This window comes from Chryseobacterium sp. 2VB (assembly GCF_005503635.1).
Classification (GTDB): Bacteria; Bacteroidota; Bacteroidia; order Flavobacteriales; family Weeksellaceae; genus Chryseobacterium; species Chryseobacterium cupriresistens.
Map to the genome: position 1 here is coordinate 105,965 of NZ_SCNC01000013.1, position 16,624 is coordinate 122,588.

A 16,624-nucleotide genomic window follows, 5' to 3' on the forward strand; every position below is an offset into this window, starting at 1 on the left:
AGTATTAAGATTTACAAATTGAAAACAGATCACTAATAAATTATTTAAAATGAAGTATTACGTTTTTATATTATTAGTTTTACTTTTTAGTTGTGAGCAGAAGGTATCTAATAAAGGAGAAAAGATTCTAACAGATAAAGAAATCGCAATTTCCATAGCTGAAAAGAAATGGAAGCAAGTTTATGGTAACTCAGCAATAAATAAACAAAAACCATTTGTTGCAGAAAGAAAAAGTGATAGTATTTGGACTGTGCATGGAAACTTTCCTAAACCGCCGGTAATAGGAGGTGTTGCTTATGCAGAAGTAAATGTAAAAACTAAGAAAGTGATTAAATATACACACGGAGAGTAAAGTCGCAAGCTTAACAACAAGCAATCTAAATGGTTGCTTGTTTTATTCTCAGAAGAAAATAATATTTACAATTATACCGATCAGGTAGGAAACATCAGACTGGCGTATTATAAAGATGCTTCCGGTATCCTGAAAATTGACAGGACCAACCATTACTATCCTTTCGGGCTTGAATTTGGAGGGGATTTAAATATTAATGGTACAGTATCTCCAGCCTATAGATACTCTTCTCAGGGACAGGAAAACCAGATTGATACCAAATGGAGCTCTTACCGATGGAGGAACTATGATGTTGCAATGGGAAGGTTCTTCAATGTTGACCCATTAAGTGAAAAATATGCTTATCAGTCGCATTATAATTTCTCTGAAAACAGGGTTGTTGATGGTAAGGAATTAGAAGGGCTCGAATGGGCTGGAGTACACTATAAAAATTTAGACGGAAGTCAGCAAATACAATATAATATAGACTTTAAAGTTCTTAATAGCAGTAAAATTATGACTGCAGAAGATGTGAAAATAAGAACAGCAGAAATCGTTAGAACAGTTGAAAAAGTATATTCAGGGACAGATAATGAAGGTATTTATACAAATACAAAAGTAAATAATATTAGTTTTGTTGACAAAGTTGAAAAAGGCGATTATTATATAGATTTTGTTGACAAAATAGAAGGTGGAAGTAGTCCTTTTGTTGTAGGAAAAGTGAATACTATGGGTAATTCTCAATCAAACAGGATTCAAATTAAATCTATCTTAGGAAGTAGCTCAGGAGAAGTTACTAGTCATGAGTTAGGTCATACCGTTGGGTTAAAACATGAGACAGATCCATCAAATCCTTCAACAGTAAAGCAAAGTATGAAATTTGATAATCTGATGAATTCTGAAACAAGTGGTGAAACTATAACAAAGGAACAACTAAGCGAAATTAAAAAGTATGTTCCTGTAACGACTAAAGTGGAAGTAGAAAATAATCAATTTGTATCACCTTTTAATCCATAATACCTATGAAAAAAATTATTTTGTTTTTAATTATATCCTTTTTTTGCCAATGTCAACAAAGATATAATTACACAGTAAATCAAGAAAATATAAATCCCAACTTGACAGAATTGCAAAAAAAACTGGACATAAAAGGAAATTTTCTTAATATTTTTTTTGAAGATTATTTTGATAACGAAAAGGTTTCTATGAAATGTGATTCTAAAGAGATCTTTAGTAAAAATATAACAACTGATAATACTATAAATTTAGCAGATTACTATTCGCAGAAATCAACTTGTGAAAAATTACAAATTAACATAGGACTTCAAAAAATTATTTTGGAAAAAAAAGATATTGAGAATCATAAGTATCTTTATATTAAAAAAAAGAGTGATAGTCTCAATTTAACTTTGTCTAATACACCAAGAACATATTATTGATAATTGACTAAGTTATATTTCATGAAGTTTATCCCTTTATCATTACATGAAAAGTGACCATGTTTCACATTGTTTTCTTATAAGTAAAAATAGCAATACTATTTAAAAATAGTGATTAAAACAGACAGTCTCATTGGCTGTCTGCTTTATTCTTTTTTGAAAAACCAACATTTACAATTATACCGATCAGGTAGGAAACATCAGACTGGCGTATTATAAAGATGCTTCCGGAAGCCTGAAAATAGACAGAACCAACCATTACTATCCTTTCGGGCTTGAATTTGGCGGAGATCTGAATATTAACAATACAATATCTCCAAGCTATAGATACTCTACACAGGGACAGGAAAACCAGATTGATACCAAATGGAGTTCTTACCGATGGAGAAACTATGATGCCGGGATGGCGAGGTTTTTTAATGTAGACCCATTAAGTGAACAATACGACTATCAGTCACATTATAATTTCTCGGAAAACAGAGTAGTTGATGCAAGAGAGCTCGAAGGCTTGGAGGCTAAAAAGGTAAATGAGGTTAGCCTTCCTGGTGATCCTGTAGAGTTTGCGGAATTTATTGGTGGAGGGATTAATAGCGTAAGAGCTGCTGTAGCTAATTCAGTGGCAAGAACTGTTAACGTTCTAACCAATGATGCTGTAAGAAATAAGTATGTAGTTGATGATGACGGTGGTTTAACTTTACTAACGGGAGTTCCAAAAGAATCCTTCAAAGAAAAAGTTGTAAACGGTTCTTTTGATCTGGCTACAATAGGAATGGCAGCAGTTGGAGGTGTTGAAGGAGCTTTAACGGCACAAGGAGGGAAAATTCCAGCCTTGAAAGGTGTTGAAGAAATTAAAAAGACAGTGAATATGACTGTTGTTAAAAAAGGAACTCAAGAATGGAAGGATGCAGTTCAATCAATTAAGAATAGTAAAAAATCTGATCTTTTAACAAATAATGCTTCTGATGCAAAAAGTTTGTTAAAAGATGCAAAAGGAAATATGAATAGATATAAGAATTATACAACCAAACAATATAAAAAAGGATATGAAGTTCATAATGATCAAAACACGAGAGAGTTAGGAGTGGGAAATGATAAGCAACATTTAAAGTGGAAAGATGGTAAATCTTCTGGTCATATATTTTATAAAAAACCTAATTAAATGAGTGAAACAATAATTACAAAAACATTTTATAGCGAATATTTTGATGAAGCTATTGAGGATATTTATCTATTAGAAAAAGAAACAGCATCCAAATTGTGGGAGTTAAAAATAGATTCTAAATCAAATAATTTTTTTAAATTGAGCAATGATAATATTATCATTCTTAATTCTAAGAATATTGGAGATTGGAGAAATTATTATGATAAAGATGATATTTTAGGTTTGCAATCATTTCTAAATTTAAATATCAAATGGAAAAGTGATAATATAGTACTCTTTTGTATAAATAAAGAAACTATTATTAAAACAAATTATGGTATTTTTCTAAATAATATATTTAATTTTTTAGAGTTATATGATGATTGTCCTATTTTATTAAATGAAAATGGAGAATGCATGTATTTTGCACCTCTAGGTAATATTTTTCATTCGTTATATAAAATTTAGCATGCAAATAGGGTCATGTTTCAAATATGTTGGTTTCCATTAATAATGAAACAATTGCAATAAATTAATTCTAAAGAGGCAACCTTCTAGATTGCCTCTTTTGCATTTCAGCAACTATACAGATCATTGTTATAAGGCTAAACCTTTTCCTAATTTGGTTCCTACTTCTGATTATCTTCCCAAACCTGTTTTAGATGACGGCTTAAAGTCAATAGAAGCTATGCGGCAAAATCGAGAACAGATACCATTAATAGACCGAAAACAACTACCACGTCACCAATAAATAATTAAAAAAATGAAATATTATACTTTTATATTGCTAGCTTCCCTTTGCTGTTGTGAGCAAAGAATATCTAACAAAAAAGAAAATAACATTACTGATAAAGAGATTGCAATTTCTGTAGCTGAGGAAAAATGGAAAGAGGTTTATGGAAAATCCGCAGTAAATAAACAAAAACCATTTGTTGCAGAAAAGAAAAATGACAGCATTTGGATTGTGCATGGAAACTTTCCTAAACCGCCGGTAATAGGAGGTGTTGCTTATGCAGAAGTAAATGTAAAAACTAAGAAAGTGATTAAATATACACACGGAGAGTAAAGTCGCAAGCTTAACAACAAGCAATCTAAATGGTTGCTTGTTTTATTCTCAGAAGAAAATAATATTTACAATTATACCGATCAGGTAGGAAACATCAGACTGGCGTATTATAAAGATGCTTCCGGAAACCTGAAAATAGACAGGACAACAAACTATTATCCGTTTGGGTTGGAGTTTGGCGGAGAATTAAGTACTGCTAATTCTATTACTCCCAATTACAAGTATTCTACCCACGGAAAAGAGAAACAGCAGGAGACGGGATGGAGTGATTTTGGAACCAGAATGTATATGTCGGATATCGGACGATGGGGAGTACCGGATCCATTAAGTGAAAAATTTACTGGAGTTTCATCTTATAATTATGTGTTAAATAACCCACTTCGATATGTTGATCCTGATGGTAATGCACCGGTTGATTGGATCAGGCAAACCGTTAATGGAAAATCAACTTGGAGCTATAATGCAAATATAAAAATAACATCCCAGGCTTTAGCTGCTGGTTATAAAAATGTTGAAGGAGTTTATTCTTCTGCTAGAATTTCTAGCAACGGTTTTCAAGGTTCAGGATATGGTGGTTACGTCTTCACATTGAATTCAAACGGTTCAGTCACTAATCTTTTAAGTGGGACAAATGTTTATAATACCTTTGTTACAGATGCTGGTACAACTGTCAATGCTCCAGAATTTACATATATTGGACAATGGAATAAGGATTTTACAGAAACTTTAGCGGGGTCGGATAATTTTTTTGCAAAGCTTGGCTATAATATGGTCAATGATGCATATGTTACTGCTCAAGTTTTTGATGGAGGGCTATTGGAACGACCTGAATGGGAAAATCCTTTGGGTGGAAACTATGGAAATTTGGATGGAACTCCAAATTATAATCAGGCAAATGGATTTGCAAATACCCTTGCTACAGCTTTTTCTTTTGCTAGAGGAGCAAAACCTGTAACTGAAGCTGTGACTCAAAGCTTGAATTTTGGGAAATTAAATGCAGCACAATTTTCCAGTACCTTCAAAGGAACTATTGTCTCAAGGGCTGCCCCAGCTACAAGAGGATTATTAAATAGATATTTAAATAAAGGAACAGGATTATTAAACGGACAAATGAAAAGCGGAACAAATGCGGCTACAGCAGTAAAAGTTGTTGGCGGTTTGTTTAAACCAGAAGAAGAAAAAAAATCAAATTAATATGGAAATATTTGAAATTTTAATTAAAGGAATAATTATCAATTTTTTCGGTGTAAATACTAGATATTATTTCTTTAAGTTTTTTAATAAGGATTTAAAGAAGAAAGATTTTGAGAATAATCAAGAAGATATAGGAGGTGCTTTTTCTCAAGGATTTTATAATTTTTTTGTAGGTATCATAGTAAGTGGTATTTTCTTTTTTAGTATAGCTTATATCATGTATAAGTTAGAAATTTTATAAAAAAAAGATTATACTTCAGATTTGGTCATGTTTCAAAAATGTTGGTTTCCACTATTATTGGAATTTGGCAAAGAAAACTGTAAATAATATAATTAAAAAACAGGTAATCAATAGGTTGTCTGTTTTTTAAATTTTACAGTTATTCCGATCAGGTAGGAAACATCAGACTGGCGTATTACAAGATGAACTGCTATTGCAATAGTAGCTCCAGCTACAAGAGGAGCAATAAATAGATATTTAAACAAAGGAATAAATCTGGTTAATAACTTTGGAATGTTTAAGTTAGGTACAACAAGTTTAATAAAACCCTTATCAGAGGACAAACACAAAAACTAAAAATGGGAATTTTTGAATTCATATTTCAACAAATACTTATCAATGTAATTGGTAATGGTGTCTATTTTTTATTCCGTAAACTTATTGGGGATAGAAGAAATTATAAAGAAATACAAGATCAGACAGCAGGGTATATAAAATTTTTTACAGGCGTTGCATTTATTTTTGTAATTATAGTTTTAATGAAGAAGTTTATTAGGTAGAGAGAACGATATTGTATTTGGTTATAAAATTTGGTCATGTTTCAATAATATTGGTTTCCACTATTATTGGACTTTGACAAAGAAAATTATAATAATTGACTTATGCTTTTAATTAATACTCGGATTGATGATTAACAACGGTTTTCTTATTGGGAACCCTTCGACAGGCTCAGGGTGACAGGTCGCAAAACATCCGAAATTTTTAAACGTTGTCAGGCTGAGCCTGTCGAAGCCGTTATTATTGACAGAGATAGGTTAATAATTTAAAAACAGGTATTTATTGGTTACCTGTTTTATTTTCGCCAACTTTCATGTAAAATAAAAAAACCTTCAGAAATGAAGGTTTCTATTATTTATAAGCTTCGATTTTATCCGTAAGCGTATTGATAAAGTTCTGTAGAGGCTTTTCTACCATCATTTTGATGAATGGATTGAATTTCCCTTCAAATAACATCTGAACTTCAGTCTGGTTTTCACTGATCGGGTTCAATGTAGCTGTTAATGAGAAGTCCAGACTTGAACTTGCAGATCTTAAAACAGCTTTCTGATCATCCACTTCATCTATTTTTAAAGCGATTTCAGGCATTCCCTGTAATCCAAATTTAAATCCGTTATCTCTTGTTTCAAATTTCTGAAGACCGTCCGGCATAAAATCTTTATAATTTTCAGGTGATTTCAGCAACTCTGTAAGTTCTTTAGATGATTTATTGACAATAATCTTTCGTCCTTCTAAATTCATTTTTTATTTTTGTATTTAAATTCTTAACTATTACAAATGTATAAAGTTTTTGTCAACGAAAAAAAATTATTACTATCTAAGCATCCTGAAGAACTTGAAAAAAAGCTTGGGTACGAAAATTATACCACTTTAGAGATCGCCCTGGATCTTCTGGAGAATACTTCTGTGCAGGAACTTAATGTGTATGGAGAGAATTTGGATGAAATATGGCAGGAGTTTCAAAAGCTTTTCAGAATTATAGAGGCTGCAGGAGGTCTTGTTAATAATCCTGAAGGTAAGATTCTTTTCATCAGAAGATTAGGCAAATGGGATCTTCCAAAGGGTAAAATGGAAAAAGGAGAATCCAGAGAAGAGTCTGCCGTACGTGAAATAGAGGAAGAAACAGGGTTGAGTGATGTTGAGCTTGTACAATTCATCAACACGACTTATCATATCTATGTAGAAAGAAACGGGGAGAAAATCTTAAAATGCACCCATTGGTTTGAAATGAACTTTGACGGCGAAGATACTTCCAAACCGCAGATAGAAGAAGGTATTACCGAAGTAGCCTGGAAAACGACCTCAGAAATTGAAAATGAAGTATTCCCAAGTACTTTTAAAAATATCAAACTGATCGTAAAAGAATTCTGGGATTCGAAGAAATCTTAAAAGCCGGAAGCTGGAAGAATGAAGCCGGAAGTTACTATCCGGCCAATTACTTCTTTAAGTGTTTATTGATCAATGAAACTTTATAAAGCTGAAGAAATAAGAGAACGGTCTTCAATTTCCTTCATGAACTCTCCTCTCCCAGCGCCCAGCTTCCTTACTTTAAATAAAGTCGATCACTTTCTCCAGAGCAATTCCTCTGGAACCTTTCAACAATATATTGTCAGACTGAATGGTATTCTGCTTCAGGTATTCTGCTAATTCGGCCGTATTTTCAAAAGCAAACTCTGAATCATTAACCGCTTTAAAATGTTTTCCGACAGTAATGATCTCATCGAAATGAAGATCCTGAGCCAGTTTTAAGATGTTCTGATGCTCTTTCTCACTTTCATCACCCAATTCCAGCATATCTCCGATGATAATGGTTTTGCTGCCTTCAAAACTGATAAAGTTATTTAAAGAAGCCGTCATAGAGCTTGGATTGGCATTGTAAGTATCAAGCACCAAAGTCCTGCCCTCTTTTTTCACCACCTGAGATCTCATATTGGTGGGTGTATACAGCTCCAGAGCATGCTTTATTTTTTCAAAGCTGATTCCGAAATGAAGGCCAAGACTGGCAGCAGCACAGAGATTGGTAAAGTTATACTCTCCTGTCAGTTTTGAAACGGCTTTTACTCCCTGATAAGTCAATCCTACAAAATGTTCAGCGGAAAAAGATTCAAAATTGTAATCCGATGTTTCTTTCCCAAAAGTAATTTTAGGTGAATAGTTTTCAGTCTTTTCAGCCTGGATCGGATCGTTTTCATTCACAACAATCGTTCTGTTGTTATTTTTAAGATAATCATACAGCTCAGACTTTCCTTTGATTACTCCCTCAAAACCTCCGAAGCCTTCCAGATGAGCTTTCCCAAAGTTGGTAATATACCCCAAATCAGGTTGTGAAATGGTACACAGGAATTCAATCTCCTTTTGATGATTCGCTCCCATTTCAATCACAGCCATTTCATGTTCTGGCTTAATGGAAAGGATTGTCAACGGAACTCCGATATGGTTGTTCAGATTTCCTGATGTATACTGAACGTTAAATTTTTCCGAAAGAACAGCATGGATAAGCTCTTTTGTAGTCGTCTTTCCATTACTTCCCGTAAGCCCGATAAAAGGAATATGAAGCTGGCTTCTGTGATAGATTGCCAATTGCTGTAAAAATTCCAGCGTAGACGGAACATAGAAAATGTTTTTATCTCTGTTTTCAAATTCCGGAAGTTCAACAATCACTGCCAGAGCTCCGTCATCAATGGCTTTTTCTGCCAGCGTAGCTGCATTGAAATTCTCACCGGAAAAGGCAAAGAAAATATCATTCTCTGCTATTTTTCTGCTGTCAATGGTTACTTTTGCCGCCTGCAGAAATAAAGGATAAAACTGTTCTATATTCATGTGGAAATATATATATTTTTTTAAGAAGTGACATGCAACCGCCAAATCTACACGAGTATTTCAGGCTTTTCAGCCCAAGCGGTTTCATGGTTCAAAAATAAAAAAACCTTCCGAAAGTCCGGAAGGTTTTTTGTAAGTATTTTTTGATAAATATTATCTTCTAGTTCTACTCTTATCGCTGGCTTTAGCATCCTGTGCAACACGGAAACCTACCCAACCATAAGCTCTGTTTTGATTTTTATATCTTCTTTGTCCCGGATCCAGCCAGTATGCTGTATCCTGCCATGAACCTCCTTTTACTACTCTAACCTCGTTAGAGATTGCAGAAGTTCTGTCTTTGGTATCTTTTTGTAGTTTCACTCTACCGCTTCCATCTACAACGAAGCTTGTTTTAGGAGCGTTGTACATATCGAATCCGGCAGCAGAATCAGAAGCTCTGTAATATTCTAAAGAAGACTGTCTGTCACCATCTCTGTAGTTTCTGTAGTCAGCAATAGTTTGTCTTTCGAATTGTCCAGGAAGTCCTCTGTAAACTAATCTTCCATCTGCTAACGTATCATACTTGATGGTACCTTCGTCGATCATTTTATAAGTTCCGTCACCGTTTCTTACGATCGCCTGAGGCATGTTTCCTCTGTAGTAGTTGAAATCGTTGTAATCTTCATCGATGATAGGTCTGTAAACGTCAGCCGTCCATTCAGAAACGTTTCCATACATACCGTAGATTCCTAAATCGTTAGATGGATATTGTCTTACGTCAGAAGTCTGAGCTGATCCGTCGTTTTTCCAACCTGCGATACCAGAATAATCACCTCTACCCATTTTGAAGTTTTCAAGGAACATTCCTCTGTCTCTTCCTTTGGAACCTCTTAATCTTTCAATTTGAGGTTTTTTACCCAGATATTGGTTATATTCTCTGTTTTTAGCCATACCCAGAGCTGCATATTCCCATTCTACTTCAGTAGGAAGTCTGAACTTCTGTACCATTGCAGAATTTGGAGCTCTGTTAGCGGCAAGCAATCTCTGGTTTGTTGTTTTCATACCAGTTTTCTGCTGCATTCTTTTTTCATTGATATATCCCTGCATTTCAGGATCATTCGATTTGAATTTATCCATATTGAAAGCAGTTCCTCCCTGGTTGTTGGATTCGTTGATATACAAATCTTTGGCAATAATACCAGCCTGCATCAAAGCTTTTTCATTGGCTCTGTCAGACAGCCATTCACAGTATCTGTTTGCCTGAGTCCAGGAAACTCCTACTACCGGATAGTAATCAAATTCCGGAGAACGCAGATACGTTTCGTTATAATCGTTTCTTGCTAATTTGTTGTCCCATAATAAGGTATCCGGCAAAGCACCGTTATAGATCTCCTTAAAACTCGGGTCACTTGGTGGGAATACATACTTCAACCATGTAAGGTATTCGCGGTATTCGTAGTTAGTAATTTCAGTTTCTCCGATAAAGAATGAACTTACCTGCATTCTGCGAGGTGTGTTATTCCAATCGTGCATAACATCATCTTTCACTAATCCCATTGTAAAAGTTCCACCTTCTACATATACCATCCCAGGCCAACCCTTCTGCTTCTGTTGCTTTCCTGCAAAAAACCAACCCTGTTTTTCGTTTGGTTTCCAACCTGTTTTGCTGACAAATTTTTTGGTACCGCCACCTTTGCTGGTTCCTGATCCGCCACAGCTGGTTAATGCAAGTGTAGAACTTAATGCTATTAATGAAAACAACTTTAGTTTTTTCATAGTCGATATAAATATTTTCAAAGTACAAAGAAAAAATAAATTATTCAATAAATCAAGTAAACATTTGATTTTTTTGAAAAACGTTAACAAATTAATTTTATTGTATCACAATTTAATTCTAAAATTTTCATTTATTTTGTAATTTAGCAATTTCAATAGTAAACATGAAACGAAAAATTACGATTTTATCTTTAATCGCTTTTGCATCAACACTTTACGCTCAAAGAAACACCATAGAATGGAATGGTTCTAAAATCCAGGATTTTGGTGACACAAAATTAAATCTTCCCAATTTTAAAAATGAAGGTTTTTCTTACAGCCAAAATAATGTTTTTATCGTAAGCAAGCAAAAAATCGGAGAAAAGCAATTAAAAATCTCAGACCTTGTCTGGGAAAGCGTTTCAAATCAGGATTTGTTTGAGCTGGATAAAGGCAGACTTCCTGATTATGATGTAGCAGATGTTTCCTATTATACTTTAGAGGGTGAAAGCTATGCCAGCATTAGTATTGCTTTATTTAAAAATGTAAAAGGCCGTGTTCAGAGATTATCTTCGTTTAATGTTTCGGAAGCTTCTTCTTTTATCAATACAACAGGAACTGTTAATAAAATAGGAACCACCGGCAATCCTTTATCAAGTGGAAATTTTTATAAAATAAAGGTAGACAAGTCCGGAGTATTCAAAATCACTTCGCAGTTTTTAAAAGACAACGGAATCAATCCGGGTTCTGTAAATCCTAAAAATTTCAGAATTTATGGAAACGGGGGAATCATGCTTCCCGAATACAACCAGGATCCGAGATACGGTGCTTTACAGGAAAATGCCATTCAGGTGGTAGGTGAAGATGACGGGGTATGGAATGACAATGACTACGCTCTTTTCTATGCACAGGGTCCCGACGGATACAACCTTTATGATACTTCCAACGGGAACGGTTTTAAAAGACACGATACCCGGTTCAGTGAAAGAAGCAATAATGTCAAAAACATCTATGAGGATTTCTCCTATTATTATATCAACTTTGATAAAGGTGCGGGAAAAAGGGTTGCGACTGTAGACGGAAACCTTCCAGCCCAGCTGATTACAAGGTATGACAGTTACCAGGTGATCAACAAGGATCAGAAAAACCTGTTAAAAGTAGGAAGAACATGGGTAGAAGATACTCCTTTCACCAATGAAAAAACTGTAACATTTACTACCAATTCCCCGATACAGGCGAATGATGTAATACGATACAGAACCCAGGTGGTAGCGTACAATTCCCAGCAGAATTCGATAGATTTTAAAATCAACAATTTAAATCCGCACCCGCTGCAGGTAATTCCTACAGACACCTCTTCGTATCAGTATACTTTCTATCCGGTAACTTATACCGGAACACTAACCAATCTTACCGGAAATCAGTTTACACTGGTTTATAATCCTGATATCTCCAAGAATCCGAATGGAACTTTCTATTTTGATTATGTAGAGGTTCAGTATAAGGAAAACCTTGCATTCAATGGTTCACAAATGAACTTCAGGGATTACTCAATTGTAAGTGGAAGCAATACAGACTATGGTTTCAGTATCAGTAATGCTGCTACTATAGAACAGGTATGGGATGTAACGGATATTACAAACGCTAATAGAAGAGTGAATAAGGCAGGAGCCGGTTCCTTCAGCTTTGCGTACACGGCTGCTGATCAGAATTTCAACAATGAGTTTGTAGCTTTCCGCGCTGATGCGGCTTTTAGTCCACAGTTTGTGGGAAGAATCTCGAATCAGAATCTTTCCGCAATACAAAACGTAGATTATCTGATCCTTACCGTTCCTGAAATGATGGGCCAGGCTCAGAGAATTGCCAACTACCATCAAACCAAGAATAACTATAAGGTAGAAATTGTTGACATCAATAAAATCTACGAGGAATATGGCAGCGGAAGCAAAGATCTTACCGCGATAAGAGATTTCGTAAGTAAACTCAATACTCCACTGGGAAGACTTCAATATGTGTTTATCCTTGGGGATGCTTCATACGATTATAAAAACAGAGTTCCGAATAATTCAAATGTTGTTGCCAGCTATCAGAGTGAGCAGTCTTCCGATTATGTATCCTCTTTTGTGACGGATGATTATATCGTAATGACCAAGCCGCAGAATACATTATTAATTGAAAACAACCTTCCGGATCTTCCGGTTGGCAGAATTCCGGCAGCCAATGCCAGTGAAGCCGGAGATATGATCAATAAAACACTGGCTTACTATAATTCCCTTCAGGGACAGTCGAGCCCGTTTGGAGACTGGCGTATGCGACTTGACTTTGTAGTGGATGATAACAACGAAGGGGGAAGCCCTTTCCACAATGTCATGAACAACTCCCTTGCCGGCATATTTGAACAGCCTGGCCAGCAGGAACTTAAAGAGTATAATGTTAAAAAATTATACATGGATGCCTTTACCGCCCAGAGTACTTCCGGAGGACGAAGATATCCGCAGGTAAACCAGGCCATTTCCAATGCTATCGGAAACAGCTTATATCTGTTTTATTTCGGACACGGAGGAATCAATGGCTGGGCACAGGAAAGAGTACTTACCAGCACAGAAGTTCAGAATGCCAACAATTTCTCTAATGTATACAGCAGATTCCCGTTTGTATCTACCATCACTTGTGAATTCACATTATGGGACGAACCTTCAACCAACTCTGTAGGAGAACAGTTTATTAAGATGAAACAGGGAGGTGTTTCTACCATGATTACTTCCAGCCGTGCTATCGGGGTTGATTATGGACGTGATTTTACCAATACCTTTACTCAGAATATTTTTAAGTTAACCAATGACGACTTTAATACGCTGGGGAATGCCCACTTAATTGCTAAAAAACAAAAAGGACCAAACAGTAACCACTTAAAAGTAAACTTACTGGGTGATCCTGCCATGAAATTAAGCAGACCACAAAGACTCCTGGTTATTGATAATATTGAAACACCTGTTCCGGGACTGATCAGAGGGCTGGATTTTGTAAAAATCAAAGGACACATCAATAATCCAAACGGAACACTGAACAATACCTTCAACGGAAAGGTCAGCATCAATATTTTTGATAAGAGATTAAATAAAAAAACATTAAATAACAGTGGCGTTTTATCTCCGGTGTTAGAGTATACTGAGGAAGGAAGTGCTATTGTAAAATCTGCAGGAACTGCTGTAAATGGGGTTTTCACTGCTGAATTCTATGTACCTAAAGACATTAACTATGCTGTAGGCCAGGGAAGAATACTAGCCTATGCAGATAATAAGTCAACGGATGTTTTCAACAATCAGGCTGTACAGGTAGGCGATATTAATCCAAACGGAATCAATGATAATCAGCCTCCAAAAGTAAAACTGTATATGAACAACACCAACTTTGCAGATGGTGGAATTACCAATCAGAATCCAATGCTTCTTGCCTGTCTTACCGATGATACAGGAATTAATTCAACAGGATCCGGTGTAGGGCATGATATTACAGTATATCTTGACGGGCAGATTATCAATACTGTTGTTTTAAATGATTTTTATGCTCCGGGAGAAGGAAACGGATGTTTAAATCCTAGTCTTGCTGAATACCAGAAAGGAAATGTAACCTACCCTTTCAGAAATCTTGCAATAGGACAGCATCAATTAACATTTAAAGTTTGGGATATAAACAATAATTCTACAACTGCTACGTTAAATTTTGAAGTTAAAGATGAATCCGACCAGCATCTGACAATAAACCGTCCGCTGAACTGGCCCAATCCATTTACCAACAAAACCTATATTCAGTTTGAACACAATTGTGATGATATTCTGGATGTGAACGTACAAATTTATACAATAACAGGAAGATTGGTAAGAACTTTGTCGCAGCCGGTGGTTGCAGAACCGTTCCTACAGGGCTTCAGAACCCCTCGTCAGGCGATAGAATGGGACGGAAGAGATGATTTTGGAGCTACTGTAGCAAAAGGTACGTATATTTTTAAGATATTTGCAAAAAGTCAAAATCAAGAAAAATGCAAAGGAAGTGCTACAGCTGTAGAAAAAATGGTACTTTTGAAATAATAAAACAGAACAATAGACAATAATATTAATAAAAAACTGATAATATATAAAAGACAACATATGAATTTAACTACTAAACTGCTATTAGGATTTGGTTTGAGTGCTGGTTTTTTAGGCTATTCGCAAGATTTAGGTAAAGTAAACCCAGTTCTTACCGGAGCTCCTTTCTTAAGAATTGCACCTGATGCAAGATCGGGAGGTATGGGAGATCAGGGGGTGGTAACCTCTCCGGATGCATTTTCACAATTCTGGAATGCGGCTAAATACCCTTTCAGCAGGACAAGTTCTTCCGTAGGTCTTAACTATACGCCTTACATGGGAAAACTTACCAATGATGTATTCTTATTATATGCCTCGTTCCATAAGTTTTTGGGGCAGGAAGAAAGATCTACAATTTCCGCGAGTATCTATTATTTCAATATGGGACAGGTAGACCTGACTCAACTGGTGGGTACGGAAATCGCTTCTATGGGTACATCAAAACCAAACGAATTCTCCATTGACGTTGCCTACGCTTTGAAACTTTCTGATTCATTCTCCGGAGCTGTTACCGGTAGATTTATCCGTTCAGACTTAGCCGGAGGATTCAACACAGATACAACACTTAAGGCTGCGAACAGTTTTGCAGTAGACGTTTCAGGATACTATACCTCTCCAAGATTCTCCAGTATTGGCGGATATGATGGTAAGATCAATGCAGGTTTGGCTATTCAGAACTTAGGTCCGAAACTGGATTATACAGGGAATGAAGAATCAAGATCTTATCTTCCTACCATGGCAAGATTAGGGGTTGGATATGACATGTACCTGGATGATATGAACAGAGTGGGAATTTCTGTGGAAGGTTCAAAACTATTGGTTCCGGGATCTGAGTATGCAGGAATTGACCCGAATACAAGACAGCCTATTTATCAGATTCCTAATGTAGGGCCAATGGCTGGTATCGGAAAATCTTTCAAAAATAAAAACAGTATCATGTACAGTGGTGCTTTGGAATACTCCTATGACAATGCATTTTCTGTAAGAGGAGGTTACTTCCATGAAAGTGAAGAGCAGGGAGCAAGACAGTTTGCAACTGCAGGGGTTGGACTAAGATACCGTTCTTTCGGACTTGACCTTTCTTACCTGATCAACATGTCTAAAATCAACAGTGCTTTGGATAACACGCTTCGTTTCGGTCTTACCTGGAACATCGGAGAAGAAACATCCAACAACGATCGTTAATAAAAGAAAAAGCGATAAAAAAAGCCTCATACATTATTGTATGGAGGCTTTTTTTATGTCAATTGTCAATGGTGAATTCGCTTCGCTTGTCAATTTTTTTATACTGCAAGCATTCACCATTCACTTTGCGAAGCAAAGATTCACTATTGATTGGTGAATAGTCAAGCGTCAATCCGTTTCGCTTGTCAATTGTTTTATGCTGCAAGCATTCACCATTCACTTTGCGAAGCAAAAGTTCACTATTGATTCGTGAATAGTCAATCGTCAATCCGTTTCGCTTGTCAATTGTTTTATGCTGCAAGCATTCACCATTCACTTTGCGAAGCAAAAGTTCACTATTGATTCGTGAATAGTCAATCGTCAATCCGCTTCGCTTGTCAATTGTTTTATGCTGCAAGCATTCACCATTCACTTTGCGAAGCAAAGATTCACTATTGATTGGTGAATAGTCAATCGTCAATCCGTTTCGCTTGTCAATTTTTTTATGCTGCAAGCATTCACCATTCACTTTGCGAAGCAAAAATTCACTATTGATTGGTGAATAGTCAATCGTCAATCCGCTTCGCTTGTCAATTTTTTTATGCTGCAAGCATTCACCATTCACTTTGCGAAGCAAAGATTCACTATTGATTGGTGAATAGTCAATCGTCAATCCGCTTCGCTTGTCAATTTTTTTATGCTGCAAGCATTCACCATTCACTTTGCGAAGCAAAGATTCACTATTGATTGGTGAATAGTCAATCGTCAATCCGCTTCGCTTGTCAATTTTTTTATGCTGCAAGCATTCACCATTCACTTTGCGAAGCAAA

At 35.8% G+C, this 16,624-nt stretch carries 15 protein-coding genes; 11 read left to right on the top strand and 4 right to left on the bottom strand.

Annotation, left to right across the window (positions count from 1 at the left end; all coding sequences use genetic code 11):
• Positions 1–49: 49 nt before the first annotated feature.
• From FFS26_RS13675 to FFS26_RS13710, 8 genes are all read left to right on the top strand, one after another.
• Positions 50–352 (top strand): NTF2 fold immunity protein, encoded by a 303-nt coding sequence (locus tag FFS26_RS13675; RefSeq protein WP_137905276.1) that lies wholly within the window; start codon positions 50–52, stop codon positions 350–352.
• A gap of 33 nt (positions 353–385) precedes the next feature.
• A complete protein-coding gene (locus FFS26_RS13680) occupies positions 386–1,348 on the top strand; it encodes a hypothetical protein (RefSeq protein ID WP_137905277.1) in 963 nt (320 codons plus the stop codon).
• A gap of 5 nt (positions 1,349–1,353) precedes the next feature.
• Positions 1,354–1,770: a hypothetical protein gene (locus tag FFS26_RS13685; protein WP_137905278.1), complete on the top strand. Its 417-nt coding sequence runs from the start codon at positions 1,354–1,356 to the stop codon at positions 1,768–1,770.
• 403 nt (positions 1,771–2,173) lie between these two features.
• Positions 2,174–2,929 carry a hypothetical protein gene (locus FFS26_RS22795; RefSeq protein WP_228449436.1) on the top strand — a complete coding sequence of 252 codons (756 nt, stop codon included), beginning with the start codon at positions 2,174–2,176 and terminating at the stop codon, positions 2,927–2,929.
• Positions 2,930–3,379 (top strand): DUF2947 family protein, encoded by a 450-nt coding sequence (locus FFS26_RS13695; RefSeq protein ID WP_137905279.1) that lies wholly within the window; start codon positions 2,930–2,932, stop codon positions 3,377–3,379. It abuts the gene before it with no gap.
• Positions 3,380–3,674: 295 nt separating this feature from the next.
• Positions 3,675–3,977, top strand: a complete 303-nt coding sequence (locus FFS26_RS13700; RefSeq protein WP_137905280.1) for an NTF2 fold immunity protein — start codon at positions 3,675–3,677, stop codon at positions 3,975–3,977.
• 33 nt (positions 3,978–4,010) lie between these two features.
• Entirely contained in the window at positions 4,011–5,171 is a 1,161-nt protein-coding gene (locus FFS26_RS13705; RefSeq protein ID WP_137905281.1) for an RHS repeat-associated core domain-containing protein, read from the top strand.
• 1 nt (position 5,172) lies between these two features.
• Positions 5,173–5,412, top strand: a complete 240-nt coding sequence (locus tag FFS26_RS13710; protein WP_137905282.1) for a hypothetical protein — start codon at positions 5,173–5,175, stop codon at positions 5,410–5,412.
• Between the two features lie 888 nt (positions 5,413–6,300).
• Here FFS26_RS13710 and FFS26_RS13715 read toward each other — a convergent pair.
• Positions 6,301–6,690, bottom strand: a complete 390-nt coding sequence (locus FFS26_RS13715) for a hypothetical protein (protein WP_034699917.1) — start codon at positions 6,688–6,690, stop codon at positions 6,301–6,303.
• Between the two features lie 36 nt (positions 6,691–6,726).
• Here FFS26_RS13715 and FFS26_RS13720 point away from each other — a divergent pair, with 36 nt between their 5' ends.
• Entirely contained in the window at positions 6,727–7,338 is a 612-nt protein-coding gene (locus tag FFS26_RS13720) for an NUDIX hydrolase (RefSeq protein ID WP_137905283.1), read from the top strand.
• A 159-nt stretch (positions 7,339–7,497) separates the two neighbouring features.
• Here FFS26_RS13720 and FFS26_RS13725 read toward each other — a convergent pair whose 3' ends face one another.
• Together FFS26_RS13725 and gldJ are read right to left on the bottom strand one after the other, a co-directional pair.
• Positions 7,498–8,769, bottom strand: coding sequence for a UDP-N-acetylmuramoyl-tripeptide--D-alanyl-D-alanine ligase (locus FFS26_RS13725; RefSeq protein ID WP_137905284.1), 1,272 nt, complete (start codon positions 8,767–8,769; stop codon positions 7,498–7,500).
• 153 nt (positions 8,770–8,922) lie between these two features.
• A complete protein-coding gene (gldJ, locus tag FFS26_RS13730; RefSeq protein ID WP_110011788.1) occupies positions 8,923–10,524 on the bottom strand; it encodes a gliding motility lipoprotein GldJ in 1,602 nt (533 codons plus the stop codon).
• A gap of 164 nt (positions 10,525–10,688) precedes the next feature.
• On the opposite strand from gldJ, the gene porU reads away from it, so the two are divergent.
• Complete coding sequence (gene porU / locus FFS26_RS13735; RefSeq protein ID WP_137905285.1) at positions 10,689–14,591, top strand: type IX secretion system sortase PorU; 3,903 nt, start codon at positions 10,689–10,691, stop codon at positions 14,589–14,591.
• A 60-nt stretch (positions 14,592–14,651) separates the two neighbouring features.
• Entirely contained in the window at positions 14,652–15,815 is a 1,164-nt protein-coding gene (porV, locus tag FFS26_RS13740) for a type IX secretion system outer membrane channel protein PorV (RefSeq protein ID WP_062674515.1), read from the top strand.
• Positions 15,816–15,873: 58 nt separating this feature from the next.
• Here porV and FFS26_RS22530 read toward each other — a convergent pair.
• The coding region (locus tag FFS26_RS22530) for a hypothetical protein (RefSeq protein WP_171006313.1) at positions 15,874–16,624 on the bottom strand (751 nt) is incomplete at its 5' end.

Excerpts from the sequence above, each read along its gene's own strand:
- FFS26_RS13675 (WP_137905276.1), top strand. The coding sequence starts at position 50 with ATGAAGTATTACGTTTTTATATTATTAGTTTTACTTTTTAGTTGTGAG.
- FFS26_RS13685 (WP_137905278.1), top strand. The coding sequence starts at position 1,354 with ATGAAAAAAATTATTTTGTTTTTAATTATATCCTTTTTTTGCCAATGT.
- FFS26_RS22795 (WP_228449436.1), top strand. The coding sequence starts at position 2,174 with ATGGCGAGGTTTTTTAATGTAGACCCATTAAGTGAACAATACGACTAT.
- FFS26_RS13695 (WP_137905279.1), top strand. The coding sequence starts at position 2,930 with ATGAGTGAAACAATAATTACAAAAACATTTTATAGCGAATATTTTGAT.
- FFS26_RS13700 (WP_137905280.1), top strand. The coding sequence starts at position 3,675 with ATGAAATATTATACTTTTATATTGCTAGCTTCCCTTTGCTGTTGTGAG.
- FFS26_RS13710 (WP_137905282.1), top strand. The coding sequence starts at position 5,173 with ATGGAAATATTTGAAATTTTAATTAAAGGAATAATTATCAATTTTTTC.
- FFS26_RS13715 (WP_034699917.1), bottom strand. The coding sequence starts at position 6,690 with ATGAATTTAGAAGGACGAAAGATTATTGTCAATAAATCATCTAAAGAA.
- FFS26_RS13720 (WP_137905283.1), top strand. The coding sequence starts at position 6,727 with ATGTATAAAGTTTTTGTCAACGAAAAAAAATTATTACTATCTAAGCAT.
- FFS26_RS13725 (WP_137905284.1), bottom strand. The coding sequence starts at position 8,769 with ATGAATATAGAACAGTTTTATCCTTTATTTCTGCAGGCGGCAAAAGTA.
- gldJ (WP_110011788.1), bottom strand. The coding sequence starts at position 10,524 with ATGAAAAAACTAAAGTTGTTTTCATTAATAGCATTAAGTTCTACACTT.
- porU (WP_137905285.1), top strand. The coding sequence starts at position 10,689 with ATGAAACGAAAAATTACGATTTTATCTTTAATCGCTTTTGCATCAACA.
- porV (WP_062674515.1), top strand. The coding sequence starts at position 14,652 with ATGAATTTAACTACTAAACTGCTATTAGGATTTGGTTTGAGTGCTGGT.